Origin of the sequence: Erythrobacter sp., from assembly GCF_023653175.1 — a bacterium.
In the GTDB taxonomy this organism is placed as follows: domain Bacteria; phylum Pseudomonadota; class Alphaproteobacteria; order Sphingomonadales; family Sphingomonadaceae; genus Erythrobacter.
This window is the reverse complement of the sequence record NZ_JAMNXL010000102.1, coordinates 1-13480: the sequence shown is the minus strand read 5'-3', so window position 1 is coordinate 13480 and position 13480 is coordinate 1. Positions and strand designations below refer to the sequence as shown.

The 13480-nt window shown below is 67.8% G+C and carries 14 protein-coding genes and 1 pseudogene; 8 read left to right on the top strand and 7 right to left on the bottom strand.

Annotated elements, in window-relative coordinates; translation table 11 throughout:
• Positions 1 to 98: 98 nt before the first annotated feature.
• Positions 99 to 308 (bottom strand): DUF465 domain-containing protein, encoded by a 210-nt coding sequence (locus NBV68_RS12030; protein WP_296310163.1) that lies wholly within the window; start codon positions 306 to 308, stop codon positions 99 to 101.
• 275 nt (positions 309 to 583) lie between these two features.
• On the opposite strand from NBV68_RS12030, the gene NBV68_RS12025 reads away from it, so the two are divergent.
• The 5 genes from NBV68_RS12025 (at position 584) to tilS (ending at position 6388) form a co-directional block, all read left to right on the top strand.
• A complete protein-coding gene (locus tag NBV68_RS12025) occupies positions 584 to 751 on the top strand; it encodes a DUF465 domain-containing protein (RefSeq protein ID WP_296310162.1) in 168 nt (55 codons plus the stop codon).
• Between the two features lie 96 nt (positions 752 to 847).
• Positions 848 to 3118 (top strand): phosphoenolpyruvate--protein phosphotransferase, encoded by a 2271-nt coding sequence (gene ptsP, locus NBV68_RS12020; RefSeq protein ID WP_296310161.1) that lies wholly within the window; start codon positions 848 to 850, stop codon positions 3116 to 3118.
• 152 nt (positions 3119 to 3270) lie between these two features.
• Positions 3271 to 4254 (top strand): helix-turn-helix domain-containing protein, encoded by a 984-nt coding sequence (locus tag NBV68_RS12015; protein ID WP_296310160.1) that lies wholly within the window; start codon positions 3271 to 3273, stop codon positions 4252 to 4254.
• A gap of 125 nt (positions 4255 to 4379) precedes the next feature.
• Entirely contained in the window at positions 4380 to 5393 is a 1014-nt protein-coding gene (locus NBV68_RS12010; protein WP_296310159.1) for a tetratricopeptide repeat protein, read from the top strand.
• The gene (tilS, locus tag NBV68_RS12005; RefSeq protein WP_296310158.1) at positions 5384 to 6388 is read left to right on the top strand and encodes a tRNA lysidine(34) synthetase TilS; all 1005 of its coding nucleotides are present in this window, start codon (positions 5384 to 5386) and stop codon (positions 6386 to 6388) included. The genes NBV68_RS12010 and tilS overlap by 10 nt, the downstream gene beginning before the upstream one ends.
• A gap of 159 nt (positions 6389 to 6547) precedes the next feature.
• Here the strand turns inward: tilS and NBV68_RS12000 are convergent, their stop codons facing one another.
• A complete protein-coding gene (locus NBV68_RS12000; protein WP_296310157.1) occupies positions 6548 to 7447 on the bottom strand; it encodes a L,D-transpeptidase family protein in 900 nt (299 codons plus the stop codon).
• A gap of 279 nt (positions 7448 to 7726) precedes the next feature.
• On the opposite strand from NBV68_RS12000, the gene NBV68_RS11995 reads away from it, so the two are divergent.
• Positions 7727 to 9283: a hypothetical protein gene (locus tag NBV68_RS11995; RefSeq protein ID WP_296310156.1), complete on the top strand. Its 1557-nt coding sequence runs from the start codon at positions 7727 to 7729 to the stop codon at positions 9281 to 9283.
• A 257-nt stretch (positions 9284 to 9540) separates the two neighbouring features.
• On the opposite strand, the gene NBV68_RS11990 is transcribed toward NBV68_RS11995, so the two are convergent.
• The 3 genes from NBV68_RS11990 to NBV68_RS11980 all read right to left on the bottom strand — a co-directional run bounded on the left by NBV68_RS11990 (position 9541) and on the right by NBV68_RS11980 (position 11938).
• Positions 9541 to 9945: a hypothetical protein gene (locus NBV68_RS11990; RefSeq protein WP_296310154.1), complete on the bottom strand. Its 405-nt coding sequence runs from the start codon at positions 9943 to 9945 to the stop codon at positions 9541 to 9543.
• A 196-nt stretch (positions 9946 to 10141) separates the two neighbouring features.
• The gene (rimO, locus tag NBV68_RS11985) at positions 10142 to 11518 is read right to left on the bottom strand and encodes a 30S ribosomal protein S12 methylthiotransferase RimO (protein WP_296310152.1); all 1377 of its coding nucleotides are present in this window, start codon (positions 11516 to 11518) and stop codon (positions 10142 to 10144) included.
• 48 nt (positions 11519 to 11566) lie between these two features.
• Positions 11567 to 11938 (bottom strand): hypothetical protein, encoded by a 372-nt coding sequence (locus NBV68_RS11980; protein ID WP_296310150.1) that lies wholly within the window; start codon positions 11936 to 11938, stop codon positions 11567 to 11569.
• A 121-nt stretch (positions 11939 to 12059) separates the two neighbouring features.
• Here NBV68_RS11980 and NBV68_RS11975 point away from each other — a divergent pair, with 121 nt between their 5' ends.
• Together NBV68_RS11975 and NBV68_RS11970 are read left to right on the top strand one after the other, a co-directional pair.
• Complete coding sequence (locus NBV68_RS11975; RefSeq protein WP_296310148.1) at positions 12060 to 12299, top strand: DUF6356 family protein; 240 nt, start codon at positions 12060 to 12062, stop codon at positions 12297 to 12299.
• A 67-nt stretch (positions 12300 to 12366) separates the two neighbouring features.
• Positions 12367 to 12768 (top strand): DUF1761 domain-containing protein, encoded by a 402-nt coding sequence (locus tag NBV68_RS11970; protein ID WP_296310145.1) that lies wholly within the window; start codon positions 12367 to 12369, stop codon positions 12766 to 12768.
• Positions 12769 to 12825: 57 nt separating this feature from the next.
• Here the strand turns inward: NBV68_RS11970 and NBV68_RS11965 are convergent, their stop codons facing one another.
• Positions 12826 to 13176 carry a hypothetical protein gene (locus NBV68_RS11965; protein ID WP_296310143.1) on the bottom strand — a complete coding sequence of 117 codons (351 nt, stop codon included), beginning with the start codon at positions 13174 to 13176 and terminating at the stop codon, positions 12826 to 12828.
• Positions 13177 to 13259: 83 nt separating this feature from the next.
• Positions 13260 to 13480 (bottom strand): annotated as a pseudogene (locus NBV68_RS11960) (potassium transporter TrkA); the annotation flags it as partial.

Sequence of the window (13480 nt, the reverse complement as noted above, 5' to 3'; positions counted from 1 at the left end):
CTCCCCACCCGGCCACCATAACATAGTGGTACTATTGGTGGCCGGGTGGGGAGGCGGGGCGGGAGGTCTGCTCGCGCGTCAGCGCGACGTAAAATAAATCACGCGATGATATCGGGCAGCAGCGTGTCCTCGATGATCGCGATCTGGTCCTTGAGGCGCAGCTTGCGCTTCTTCAGCCGCGCGATCTGGAGCATGTCGGCGGTGGCCGAGCCGCGCGCCGCCTCGGTCAGGGCGGCGATCGCGGCGTCGAGATCGCGGTGCTCGGTCTTGAGCAATTCGAGCTTTTTCCTGAGCTCCTGCTCGGTCATCTGTCGCCCCTGATCCTTGTCCGCCCCGCGATGCCTTCCGGCTGCGGATAATGCAGCGACGCGCTACGCGTTCCCGACGGATTTGGGTAGAGGCTTCGCGACCGGGTCGCATGCCCCACGCGTCGCCGCATTCCGCCCCTTGGCTGCGGCGTAAGGATTCATCAGGGCTTTCCATGCCAGTCTTCCTGTGGTTCTTTCGAACCTGCGGCCCGGCCGCTCTGCGTGCCGAGTCGCCTGCCCGGGGGCATCCCCCCGCTACGACAGGAGAACGCCTCATGGCATCGACCGCAGTGTCCTCGCACCTCACCGCCCTCCAGACCAAGCACGCCGGCCTCGAAGCCCGTCTGCGCGACGAACTGGCCCGGCCCGTGCCCGACACCGCGACGATCCAGCTTCTCAAGAAGCAGAAGCTCCGATTGAAAGAGGAAATCTCCGGGGTCTGATACCCCGGGGCTGAGCGGCGGCCTGAGCGGCGGGGGCGATAATCGGCAAAGGCCGCTTTTGCATTTGCCGCGCGGGTCGCATACACCCGCAGCCTGATGACCGCCGCCGCTTCCGCCCGCCAGATCCTGCTCCGCCTGACCGAGGTGATGGCCTCGCGCATGCACGCGCAGGCCAAGCTCGACCAGGTCGTCGAGATCATCGGCGAATGCCTGTCGAGCGAGGTCTGCTCGATCTACCTGCTGCGCGAAGGCATGCTCGAGCTGTTCGCCACCCGCGGGTTGAACCAGAGCGCGGTGCACGTCACCCGAATGGCGATCGGCGAGGGGCTGACCGGCGCGATCGCGCAGAAGGTCGAGACGCTGAACCTCGCCGAGGCAAAGGCGCATCCCGACTTCCAGTACCGCCCCGAAACGGGCGAGGAAAAGTTCCACTCCTTCGCAGGTGTCCCCATCGTCTACCGCGAGCGCGCGGTCGGCGTCTTGTGCGTCCAGCATGTCGAACCGCGCCGCTACGAAGAGGTCGAGATCGAGGCGCTCCAGACCACCGCGATGGTGCTCTCCGAACTGATCGCCAATGCCGAACTGGTCGACGAGGAAGAGGCACGCGGGCTCACCCAGGAACAGACCGGGCCGCAGACCCTCACCGGCCTGACGCTGGTCAAGGGGTTGGGGGCAGGCGTTGCCGTCTACCACCAGCCGCGGGTCGAGATCACCCAGGTCATGGCCGAGGACATCGAGGCCGAGCGTCAGCGCGTCTATCGCGCCTTCGACCGGATGCGCGAGCAGATCGACAGCCTCGCCAGCCAGGCCGAATTCGGCGTCGGCGGCGAGCACGAGGAGGTGCTCGAGACCTACAAGATGTTCGCCTATGACGAGGGCTGGTCGCGGCGTATCAATGAGGCGATCGACGCAGGGCTGACCGCGGAAGCGGCAATCGAGCGCGTCCAGCAGCACACGCGCATGCGGATGCGCGAGATCGACGATCCGCTGCTCGCCGACCGGATGCACGATCTGGAGGATCTGGCGAACCGCCTGCTCAGGATCGTCGCCGGGCGCTTCGGGACGGCGGCGAGCCAGGGCTTGCGCAAGGATTCGATCCTGATCGCGCGCAACCTGGGCCCGGCCGAACTGCTTGAATACGACAAGCGGCGGCTGAAGGGTGTCATTCTGGAAGAGGGCTCGCTCACCGCCCACGTAGTGATCGTCGCGCGGGCCATGAACGTCCCCGTGATCGGCCGCACCAAGGGCGTGCGCACCACGATCCGCGAGGGCGACGAGATCCTGCTCGATGCGAGCGCGGGCAATGCCATCATCCGTCCCCTGCCGCAGGTTGCCGACGCCTTCCAGACGCGCTTTGCCAAGAGCCGCGAGAAGCAGGCGGCCTATGCTTCGCTCCGCGACGTCGAGCCCTTCACCCGCTGCGGCACGCGCATCCAGGTGATGATGAACGCCGGCCTGCGCGACGACATGAGCGCGCTTGGCCTTACCGGCGCGGACGGCGTCGGGCTGTTCCGCACCGAGTTCCAGTTCCTCGTTTCGGCCACCCTGCCGCAGCGCGAGCGCCAGACGCGGCTCTACCGCGACGTGCTCGATGCGGCGGGCGACAAGCCGGTGATCTTCCGCACGGTCGATATCGGCGGCGACAAGTCGGTGCCCTACCTCGCCTCCGAGATCGCCGCGCAGGACGAGAACCCGGCGATGGGCTGGCGCGCGCTGCGCCTTGCGCTGGAGCGTGAAGGCCTGATGAAGATCCAGGCGCGCGCGCTGCTCGAGGCCGCTGCGGGGCGTTCGCTTTATGTGATGTTCCCGATGGTCTCCGAACCGTGGGAGTTCGATGCCGCCAAGCAGGTCTTCGACGAACAGCTCGCCTTCCTGCGCGCGCAGAAGAAGCTGCTGCCCGAACGGATCAATTTCGGCGCGATGCTCGAAGTGCCGGCGCTCGCCGAGGTGCTCGACATGCTGCTGCCGCGCCTCAGCTTCCTGTCGATCGGGACCAACGACCTCACCCAGTTCCTGTTCGCCGCCGACCGCGCCAACCCCAAGCTTGCCGAGCGCTACGACTGGCTTTCGCCGTCGATCCTCAGGTTCCTGCGCCGGGTGATCCAGTCGAGCGTCGGCAGCGGGGTCGATATTGGGGTGTGCGGCGAGATGGGCGGGCGCAGGCTCGAGGCGCTGGCGCTGCTCGGCATCGGCTACCGCCGCCTCTCGATCACGCCCGCGGCCGTGGGCCCGATCAAGGAGCTGGTGCGCAAGGTTGACTTGGCCGAGCTGACGGCGGCGATGAACGGCTGGCTGCTCAGTCCGACCGGATCCTTGCGCGAACAGCTCGCCGCTTGGGCCGCTGCGCGCGATATCGAATATGATTGAGGCGCGGCTTGCGGAGAAGCGTGGCGACAGCGCGGCAGCGTGCTATGGCGATGCTTGACAGGACGCGCCCGAGCGGGTGAGTCCCACAAGCCGCCACACGCAATTTTCTATCACGTAAACGCCTCGGCAAGAAGGCGTGGGACCCGGGTCACATGGACATCGAAGAAACAAGCAGCGCCCCCGACGCGCCCCAGCCCGCAGTCGCAGGCCCGGGCGCTACCTTGCGCGCCGCGCGCGAGGCGAAGCGGCTGGAGCTGTCGCATATCGCCGCCGAAACCCGCATCCCGCTGCGCCACCTCGAAGCGATCGAGGCGGAGAATTTCGAGAGCCTGCCGAGCCGCACCTATGCGATCGGCTTTGCCCGCACCTATGCCAAGTCGGTGGGGCTCGACGACGTGGCGATCACCGAGGCGGTGCGCGCCGAGCTTGCCGATGGTTCGATGCGCCGCGCGGCGCCTTCCGCCGGGATGGAGCCGGGCGATCCGGCACGCCTGCCCTCGGCGGGGCTCGCCTGGGCGGCGGCGGCGGCGGTGCTGATCCTGGCGATCGGCATCTTCGCCTTTGCGGCAAACTATTTCGGCGCGGGCACCGGCCCGGCCTCACTGCTGACACCCGAGCCTGCGCCGAGCGCGGCGGCGGGGTCAGGGCCCGTCCCCGCAGCCGCGCCCGCGCCGAGCGGGCCGGTGGTGCTCACCGCACTCGAGGACGGGATCTGGGTGCGGCTCTATGAAGAGGGCGGCGAGCGGCTGACCGAGCGCACGCTGAAGCTGGGCGAGACGATCGAGGTGCCGGTGACGGCGAAGGATCCGCGCCTCAACACCGGGCGGCCCGACGCGCTGTCGGTGATGATCGGCGGGCAGAGCGCGCCCAAGCTCGCCGAGACGCCGGTCACCGTCTCGGGCCTGCCGGTCTCCGCCGCCGCGCTGACCGCGCGCGGGACAGCCACTCCGGCGACCGGGGCGACCACGGCGGCGACTGCCGTCGGGGCCCAGAGCGCGCCGCGAGCGGCGCGTCGGCCTGTGGCCCGCCCGCCTGCTGCCCAAGGCGCGGCGGAAGCGGCGAGCGAGACGGCGGCGGCCCCGGCTGCCAGCGCGCCTGCGCCTGCCAGCGAACCGGCGGCTCCGGCAGGGCGTTAACCCTTTTCCCGTTGATTAGGGCACGGCGCGGGGTCGACTTGCTCGGCGGCGCGGGGCAAGATTCAAACAGCATTCATGTGCTGCCCGCCACCACGGGCAGCGATAGCCAGGGAACCTGACGCGCCATGAAAATCACCGCCAAGACCCTCCCTCTGCGCCTTGCTGGCGCGGCGCTGCTCGGCGCCACCGCAGCGGGCGCCTTGAGCATCGCCCTGCCCGCCGCCGCGCAGGAAACCCCGGCCGCCGAGGAAGCGCGGCTGCGCAAGATCGAGGCCGAGGTTCGTGCGCTGCAGCGCAAGGTCTTCCCCGGCGGGGACGGCAAGTTCTTCGAACCGCAGATCGCGCCCGGTACCCAGCCCGCCGCTCAGGGCCCAGCGGCCGTTACCGCGCCCGCGCCCGGGGCGGTGACCGACATCCTCGTGCGGCTCGACACGCTCGAAGCCCAGCTGCAGCGGCTGACCGCGCGCGGCGAGGAGCAGGCCAATGCGCTCGCCCAGCTCGAGGCGCGGCTGGCGGCGCTCGAGACCGCGGCCAATGCGCCCCTGCCCGAGGCTGGCCCCACAGCGCCTGCCTCCGCACCCGCGATCCAGCCGGCCGCGACGCTGACCAGCGCGCAGCCGGCCGCCGCGTCTGCCACGACCACCCGTCCTCCCGTCCAGACGCCTCCTCCCGCCGCCGCCGCGACCGTCGCCGCGCCCAGCCCTTCGCGCCTTGCCGCAGTGCAGGCGATCACCAAGCCGCAGACCGCCGACGCAGGCGATGACGAATATTCCTACGGCTTCCGCCTCTGGAACGCCGGGTTCTACCCCGAGGCGCGCCAGCAGCTGACCCGCTATGTCGAGCAGTATCCGGCGCACTCCAAGATCAGCTACGGGCGCAACCTCTTGGGCCGCGCCTTCCTCGACGACAAGCTGCCCGAAGACGCGGCGCGCTGGTTCCTCAAGAACTACCAGGCCAACAAGGCCGGTGAACGCGCGCCCGACAGCCTGCTCTATCTCGGCGCCTCGATGGTGGCGATGAAGGATACCAAGCGCGCCTGCATCGCGCTCGCCGAATTCGCCGAGACCTATCCGCTGGTCGCCGCCGGACGCCTCGCGACCGAGTACCAGACGACCCGCGCCAAGGTGAAGTGCAGCTAAGCGATCAGGCCGCGGGCTTCGCCGCCGACCTTGCGGGCCTGTGGCCCGAGGACGAGCGCGAAGGGCGTGCGCTGGGTCTGGCGGTCTCGGGCGGGCCGGACAGCCTCGCGCTGCTGCTCCTCGCCCACGCGGCGCTGCCCGGCCGGATCGCGGTGGCGAGCGTCGATCACGGGCTGCGCGCCGAAGCTGCCGCCGAAGTCGCGATGGTCGGGCGAATTGCCGAGGCGCGGGGCATTCCCTTCACCCCGCTCAAGGTCGACCTCGCTCCCGGCAATCTGCAGGCGCAGGCGCGCGCGGCCCGCTATGCGGCCTTGGCGCGCTGGGCGAGGGAGGCGCGGCTCGGCGCTATCGCCACCGCGCACCATGCCGACGATCAGGCCGAGACCCTGCTGATGCGCCTCAACCGGGGGAGCGGGATCGCGGGGCTCGCCGGGGTGCGCCCGCGCGGGATGATCGAGGGAAGCGAGACCCTGCTGCTGCGCCCGCTGCTCGGCTGGCGCAAGGCGGAGCTTGCGGCGGTGGTCGCGGCCGCCGGGATCGCGCCGGCCGAAGACCCCGCCAACACCAACCCCGCCTTCGACCGCGCCCGGATGCGCGCCGCCCTCGCCGGGGCCGACTGGCTCGACCCGCTCGCCCTCGCCGCCAGCGCTGCGCATATCGCCGAAGGGTGGCAGGCGCTCGAATGGTATGCCGAGCTTGACTGGCACGAGATGGTGCTGCGCGAGGACACCGACAGCGGCACGCCCGGCTTCTCCTACTGCGCCAACGTGCCCCGCGTGATCGCCATCGAGACGATCCTCAGGATCATCCGCGAACTCGGCGGCCACGCCACCCGGGCCGAGGCCGCGCGTGCCTGGGACCGGCTATGGGCGGGCGAGAACGCCTCGCTGGGCGGGGTGCTGGCGGTGCCGGGGGTGGAGCGGGTCGAGAAGGTCGGCGTGATGATGCGCGTCTGGCGCTTCCGGCCCGAGCCTGCGCGGGGGAGCGTGAATTGAGACTTTCCCGCCCCGGGACTGACCCGGGGCCCAGCTGCCTTCGTGTTGCCCACGAGAAAGCGGGGCCCCGGATCAAGTCCGGGGCGGGGAGGCAGATGGGGTGGTGGGTGAAATCCGCATTGCTCTGCATTGCTGCGCAGAGCGGAGCGACTGAAGAAATCAGAGAATCTTGTCGCCCAGTCCGACCATCCGCCCGCGGGTGATGATCACCTTGTCGCCGCGCTTGGCGGCGGCGAACAGCTTGGCGGCGAATTCGTCGGGAATGCCAATGCAGCCGTGCGAGGCGTAGCCGTTCAGCACCGGCGAGCCGTGGATCGCGATCCCGTCCCACGTCAGCCGCAGCGTCCATGGCATCGGCGCGTTGTTGTACTTCTCGGAGACGTTGTTGCGCTCCTTGGTGAGGATGGGGAAGGTGCCGAGCGGGGTCGGGTGATCCTGCGTGCCGACCAGCACCACCGCGGTGCCGATCTCGTGCCCGTCGCGGAAGGCGCTGATCACGCGCGCATCGAGGTCGACGGTGATCACCAGCGGGCCCCGGGCGGGCGCGGCGCTTTCGTCCCAGAACCAGTCGCCGTAGCGGATCGTGCCCTCGATCGGGAGGATCGACTTGATGACGAAGCCGCCGCCAGCGGGCTTGGGCGCCGCAGGCTTCGGGGCCGGGGCGAGCGCGGCGGGCTTGGCTGCGGGAGCGGGCGCAGGGGCCTTCGCCGGGAGCGCCTGCACCACCGGGTTCGAAATCATCCGCACAGCGGGCCCGCGCGGGGCATCGGCGTCGCCATCGGCCAGAGCCTCGACCTTGGCGGCAATGGCGGGCGCGAGGGCGGGCGCTGCTGCCGGGCGTGCCCCGGTCAGCGGCGGCAGACCGGCATAGACCGCCGCGGCATCATCGGCGGCAGGCATCTCGCTGTCGGGATCGATCGGCTCGAAGGTCCCTGCTGCGCGCGCGGCGACCGCCTCAGCGGCGCGGCCAGTGTCTTGGCCGGCATCGGGGACGCCTTGCGCAAAGGCGGCGAATTGCAGCGCGGCGAGCGCGACGAGAAAGGCGATGATCCGGACCATGCTTCGAATATGCAGCGTGCGGCCGTCAGTTTCCAGCGATTAACCGCGCGGCGTCCCTTGCGGGGACGGGCGGGGGGGAGGGGTTAACCTCGGGGCCGTGAAGGGCCTACCCCCGACCACTCCAGAAGGCGGGAGGAGGTGTCAGCGCCAACCAGTCCCCCTGCCGCTTGCGGGAGGGGTTTGGGATGGGCCTGCGCAGTGCCCGAAGAACTCTTGTGTTCCCTCTTCCCTTCGCCCGCAAAACGGGGGAAAAGACCCTCCGAACAAGGGGATCGCATCATGACACAGCCTTTCCGCGCCGCTCTCGCGCTCGCCGCAGCCGCGCTCGCGGCGCCGCTTGCTGCGAAGGAACCCGCGCCCGCGCCGCTTCCCGATCTCACTGCAATGAGCGCCAAGCAACTCTACACACTGTTCACCGAGGACGAGAACCGTTGGCAGGAAGAGCCCTGCACCTTCGGCGTGCCGGTGATCACCGCACTCGAAGGTCACGCGCCCCAACCTCTGCCCCCTGAGCTTCGCAGATTGCGCCTCCTCGCCGAAATCTTCTGCGCAGATAAGGAAGAGCGCTACGAGGACGGTCTCAAGTTTACTGCCGAGTTCGCCGAGCTTAGCCCGGATGAACCATTGACCAGCCTCGCGATCTACTTCGCGGGCAGGCTCGATAACCCCGACCACCTCATGGCGCTGCTGCGAGGGCTGAACAATGCGGGGCTCGGCACGCTCGACCGCGACACTTTTTGGAGTGCATCCCGCGCCATTCGCGACGCGGGTCGCTCGGACGAGCTCGACGCGCTCGCGCTCGAATGGACCAGCACGGGCAAACTCGCCTTCCTCGATACCGAGCTTCACGAAGCCATCGCGGTCGCTGCCCTGCGCGCGGCGGCGAAGACGGGGCGCGGCGACATGGCAGAAAGCCTCCTGGTTTCGATCACCGATCCCTCAAGCTATATCGACCTGCTGACCTTCCGCACCTACGAGCCCTTCTGGCCGCAGATCGAGGCGCGCGCGGGGCGCAATCTCGCGTTGGTGGGCGAGGAAAACGTCCGTGTCGCCCGTGCCCGGCTCACCAATGCGCCCGAGGATCGCGACCGCTTTTCGGCGGCCGCCTATGCGCTCCACTACAATGGCCAGTTCGAGGACGCGATCGCGCTCGCCCAGCGCTGGCGCGAGCGCAAGGCGAAGGGCGCCGCAATCGAGGAGGGCGATGCCTGGGCGCTCAATATCGAGGCCTATGCCTATGATTCGCTCGGCCAGTTCAAGAAAGCCGATGCCGTGTTCGACGAGCTGGCCAAGTATGATCCTGAGGAGCACGACTGGGTCGTCAATTTCGTCATCAACCGCGCCTCGCGGCTGACCGGGCAGGGGCGCTGGCGCGAGGGGCTGAAGGCGACCGACCTCGCGCGCCGGGTGGCGGAACAGCAGGGCTCCACCTATGCCAAGCTGATCATCGCGCGCGACCGCGCCTGCATCTTCGAACGGCTGGGGCGCGCGAAGGATGCCGCGCCCGAACTCGCTTACCTGCGCGAAAACTGGAAGGAAGGGGTGCAGCTGTCGGTGCAGGGCCTGATGTGCCACGGCCTCGATGCCGAGGCGGCGGCGCTGCTGCTCGGGGCTTTGCGCGACGAGGACGGGCGCGAGGAGGCGCTGGCCGCGTTCCAGACCGACGAGCTCGACCTGTTCTACACCGCGACGACGCTGCCCGAGGCAACCGACTTGCTAACCGGCCATCCCGAACTTGCCGCCGAACTTGCCAAGCATGTGCGCGCGATGCCCGAAGAATTCATTCCGCAGGCGGCCCTGCGGCGCGTGGCGCGCAAGGAGGGGGCGGTGCAGTAAGCGGCGGGGACGCGGCATTTTCCTACAGCGCGCGGCGGCGCTAGGATGCCGCGTCGCTCTTTGCCATCGTCGATCCCCACCCCCCGTGAAGCCGCCGAAAACGCGTCCGATTCCCGTGTCCGTCCGCCTCTGAAAAGCGCCGAAAAGGAAATAATATCAGCGATATGATAGCGTGTTGGAAAGGTGACGCGGAGTAAACTTTGTCACCTTTGCCATGGCTTGCGGGCGGGCACCTTCAGGCGATCACACCGCGCAGGTCAGTAAGCTGGCGGCGAGGGAATCGCGGCAGGGCCGGCGCGGACGGCGGCATATTCGGCCTCGGCGCGTTCCATCCGCATCTTGCCGTCGGCAATCATCTGCGCCGCGCGGGTGCGATCGGCCTCGGCCTTGGTGATATTGGCATCGGCCTTGCGCTGGTCTGCCGTGGCTTCGTCGAGCTTCTTCCGGGCATCGGCGATCGTATCGGCGCTCTTCCGGTCGAGGCGCTCGCCATCGCGGACGGCCTTGTTGGCCGAGCTCCAGGTGTCGCCGAATTGCGTGATCTCACCGCCGCGCTGGGTGATACGCTCACCGGCGCTCATCGAAGGGCTGTCCGAACCCGCGCAAGCACCGAGACCGAGTACAAGAATGGCGGAGGTAGCGGTGATAATGAACTTGTTCATCGGATAATCCATCTGCGTCGATCAGGCGACTTGCCTGAATACTGACATTCGATCGACGCAAGAAACAAGCCGACAAAATAGGGTCATCACGACCATATGATCAATATGGGTGCGAACAATAATATTACAATGGAATGCAATTATTATAACAGATTAGTTAAAGAAGGAGAGCCCCGGCAAAATGCCGAGTTGTGTTCTAAGGCGCGATCACCCCGAACAGGTCGTGGGCGTCGGCGTCCTCGATGGTCGCGTTGACGATGGCGCCGGGGGGCAGCGTGGCAGGCGCGCCCCGAAGGTAGACCGCGCCGTCGATCTCGGGCGCATCGGCTTGGCTGCGGCCGGTGGCGCCGATGTCGCCGTCCTCATCCGGCTCGCCGACCTCGTCGATGATGACGGGGAGCGTGCGGCCGACCTTGGCGGCGAGCTTGGCGGCGGAGATGCGCTCGGTCACCTCCATGATCCGGGCGTAGCGTTCTTCCTTGACGCCTTCTGCCACCTGGTCAGGCAGGGCATTGGCCGCGGCGCCCTCGACCGGCTCGAAGCGGAAGGCACCGACGCGGTCGAGCTGGGCTTCCTCGAGCCAGTCGAGCAGGTAGCGGAAGTCGTCCTCGGTCTCGCCCGGGAAGCCGACCACGAAGGAGCTGCGGATCGCGATGTCAGGGCAGATTTCGCGCCACGACTTGAGCCGCTCGAGCACCTTGGCCTCGTTGGCGGGGCGGCGCATCAGCTTGAGCACCTTGGGGCTCGCGTGCTGGAACGGGATGTCGAGATAGGGGGTGAGCAGCCCCTCGGCCATCAGCGGGATGACCTGATCGACGTGGGGGTAGGGGTAGACGTAGTGGAGGCGGACCCACGGTGCGGCGCCTTCGGGGGTGCGCAAGCCCCCAAGTTCGCGGGCCATGTCGGTCATGTGGGCGCGCACGTCCTGACCCTTCCACGGGCGGCTCTCGTGCCGGATGTCGACCCCGTAGGCGCTGGTGTCCTGGCTGATGATGAGGAGTTCGCGGGTGCCGGCGGCGACCAGCTTCTCGGCCTCGCGCAGTACCGCGTCGATGCGGCGGCTGGCGAGTTTTCCGCGCAGGGCGGGAATGATGCAGAAGGCGCAGGAGTGGTTGCAACCCTCTGAAATCTTGAGGTAGGAATAGTGGCGCGGGGTCAGTTTGATGTCGGGCTGCGGGATCAGATCGACGAACGGGCCCTGCGAGGGCGGCGCGTGGATGTGCACAGCCTCGACGACCTGCTCGTATTGGTGCGCCCCGGTCACCGCGAGCACTGCCGGATGCGCGGCGCGGATGGCGTCGGCCTCCTCGCCCATGCAGCCGGTGACGATCACGCGGCCATTCTCGGCGATGGCCTCGCCGATCGCGGCAAGGCTCTCCTCCTTGGCGGAATCGAGAAAGCCGCAGGTGTTGACCAGCACCACGTCGGCGCCCGCATAGTCCTCGGCGAAGGCATAGCCATCGGCGCGCAACCGGGTGAGGATGCGCTCGGAATCGACCAGCGCCTTGGGGCAGCCGAGGCTGACCATGCCGATGCGCTTCTGGTCCGGGAGGGTGAGGGGAGCGGAGGTCATAGCGGCGCGCCCATAGTCCTGCGGGGGCCGCGTGTCACGCTTTACCCGTCAGGTCGGCATCGGGAAGGAGGGCTGGTGGCCGCTGCGCATCGCAAATTCGCGCGGGTCCATGATGTCCTGAAGCACCGCCTCGGTGAGGTCCTTGCCGCCCGACAGATTCTGCCACAGCGACTGGACCGTGTAGATCGGCCCCCAGGGAATGCCCCACCAGCCGAGCACGAAGGTGAGCAGCGTGTAGGGCAGGCCGCGCAGGATGCGGTTGCTGGAGCCGGGCACGAAGATGATGTCGGTCGGATTGCGGAACGAGGCGATGATGATCGAGACCGACCACTGGTACATCACGAAGCGCCCGCCGGCATCGACCGCGGCGACGATCTCCTCGACGCTCATGTTGTCGATGCCCTTGATCTTGACGCTCATTCCCTGTGCCCCCGTAGCGAATCGCCTGTGTCAAATGATGCAGGGCCGGGGGTGCAAAGGGAAGCGGACAATTGCCGGGCGGGCTTGACCACGGGGCGCCGGGGAGGGCATCGGGGGAGGCATGATCGCCAAGCTCTTCACCGACCACCCGCGCTCCATCGGCGAGACCTATGGCCAGCACGCCCGCACCGCCTTCAGCTTCGGCTGGCGAATGACGGTCGGGGGCCTCGCCTGCATGGTCCACGCACTGGTGCCCGGCCTGTTCGTCAAGACCGCGAGCCGAACCGTGGTGCAGCTCGATGCCGAGATGCGCGGCCGCAAGGCGACCCCGGCCGAGGAAGAGTTCGCCTACGTCATCTAGCGCGCGCCCGCCGCTATCCCTCGCAGTCGCGATCCGCTAGTAAGCCGCGCGAGAGGAGAATGCGGCAGTGAACGACTTTGCCCTTTGGCCGGTCCTGGCGGGCGCGGCCGCCTTCTTCGCGGTCGGCTCGCTGTGGTACGGGGTGCTGTTCAGCAAGCCCTGGCAGCGCGCGGCGGGGTTCACCAACACCCAGCTGCGCGAGAGCAACATGGCGCTGATCTTCGCGCTGACCTTCGCCTTCGAGATGCTGATCGCGATGGTCTTGTGGCACCTCCTGGCGCGCACCGATCCACCCGCGTTCGTGGTGATGATGATGGCGGTGGGCTTTGCCGCAGGGGTGATGATCCCGGCGATCGGGATCAATTACCTCTACCTTAGGAAGCCGCTGGCGCTGTTCCTGATCGATGCCGGGCACTTCCTGTTGGGCATGGCGGCGATGGGGGCGGTGTTCGTGTGGTTTCGGTCTTAGGGCCAAACGAAACGCGTTGTGGCGGCAAACGTCCGTGATTGGGTGCGAATTCGACATTCAGCTTCTGCTGAAGGCGACGGTCTCGCAGGCAGCAAATGGAGGATGGACTACCGCTTCATACCAATCGCGCCTGAAGTTCGGCAGTTGTGCCAAGTGGTGCAGAAGATGATCCCACCCCTCGGCTTCTTCGTGGTAAAACCATGTCCGCCCCCGAGCCTCAATGTCGCAGCAAATCAAGTCGGTGGTCAGCTCGTCTCGCTTGTAGAACGTCACCCGCTGGATATCGGCCAGCGGAAGCCGTTCGCCGATGTCGTTGGAATGCGTTCGCGAATTGAACCGCGGTCGGACCAAACCTGTCGAAGTTTGGAGGAGCTGTCTCGCCACATTGACATGGGCGATAACTGCCATGCCTGCGCAATGGCGGCAACGGGGTCGGTTTCAGAACGACAGATTCTCGTTCTGACGTCGCGAAATCTGTCGCCTGCTGAAGCTCACCCCGCCTCATGCGCCGCAGTCGGCACGATCTCGACCACCACATCCCCCGGCTGGAGCATCTTGCATTCGTCCTCCCAGAAGCCGATCGGGCGGCCATTGCGGTAGACGCGCAGCCCCTTGCCACCGCTTTCGAGCTCGGCGATCGACTTGCCGCATTCCGCCTCGCTCACCACCCGCTCTACCAGCTGCACCCGGCCGCCCACGGAGGCGAGATCGG

What these genes read in the sequence shown, in the direction of transcription:
- NBV68_RS12030 (WP_296310163.1), bottom strand. Translation starts at nt 308, where the DNA reads ATGACCGAGCAGGAGCTCAGGAAAAAGCTCGAATTGCTCAAGACCGAG.
- NBV68_RS12025 (WP_296310162.1), top strand. Translation starts at nt 584, where the DNA reads ATGGCATCGACCGCAGTGTCCTCGCACCTCACCGCCCTCCAGACCAAG.
- ptsP (WP_296310161.1), top strand. Translation starts at nt 848, where the DNA reads ATGACCGCCGCCGCTTCCGCCCGCCAGATCCTGCTCCGCCTGACCGAG.
- NBV68_RS12015 (WP_296310160.1), top strand. Translation starts at nt 3,271, where the DNA reads ATGGACATCGAAGAAACAAGCAGCGCCCCCGACGCGCCCCAGCCCGCA.
- NBV68_RS12010 (WP_296310159.1), top strand. Translation starts at nt 4,380, where the DNA reads ATGAAAATCACCGCCAAGACCCTCCCTCTGCGCCTTGCTGGCGCGGCG.
- NBV68_RS12000 (WP_296310157.1), bottom strand. Translation starts at nt 7,447, where the DNA reads ATGGTCCGGATCATCGCCTTTCTCGTCGCGCTCGCCGCGCTGCAATTC.
- NBV68_RS11995 (WP_296310156.1), top strand. Translation starts at nt 7,727, where the DNA reads ATGACACAGCCTTTCCGCGCCGCTCTCGCGCTCGCCGCAGCCGCGCTC.
- NBV68_RS11990 (WP_296310154.1), bottom strand. Translation starts at nt 9,945, where the DNA reads ATGAACAAGTTCATTATCACCGCTACCTCCGCCATTCTTGTACTCGGT.
- rimO (WP_296310152.1), bottom strand. Translation starts at nt 11,518, where the DNA reads ATGACCTCCGCTCCCCTCACCCTCCCGGACCAGAAGCGCATCGGCATG.
- NBV68_RS11980 (WP_296310150.1), bottom strand. Translation starts at nt 11,938, where the DNA reads ATGAGCGTCAAGATCAAGGGCATCGACAACATGAGCGTCGAGGAGATC.
- NBV68_RS11975 (WP_296310148.1), top strand. Translation starts at nt 12,060, where the DNA reads ATGATCGCCAAGCTCTTCACCGACCACCCGCGCTCCATCGGCGAGACC.
- NBV68_RS11965 (WP_296310143.1), bottom strand. Translation starts at nt 13,176, where the DNA reads ATGGCAGTTATCGCCCATGTCAATGTGGCGAGACAGCTCCTCCAAACT.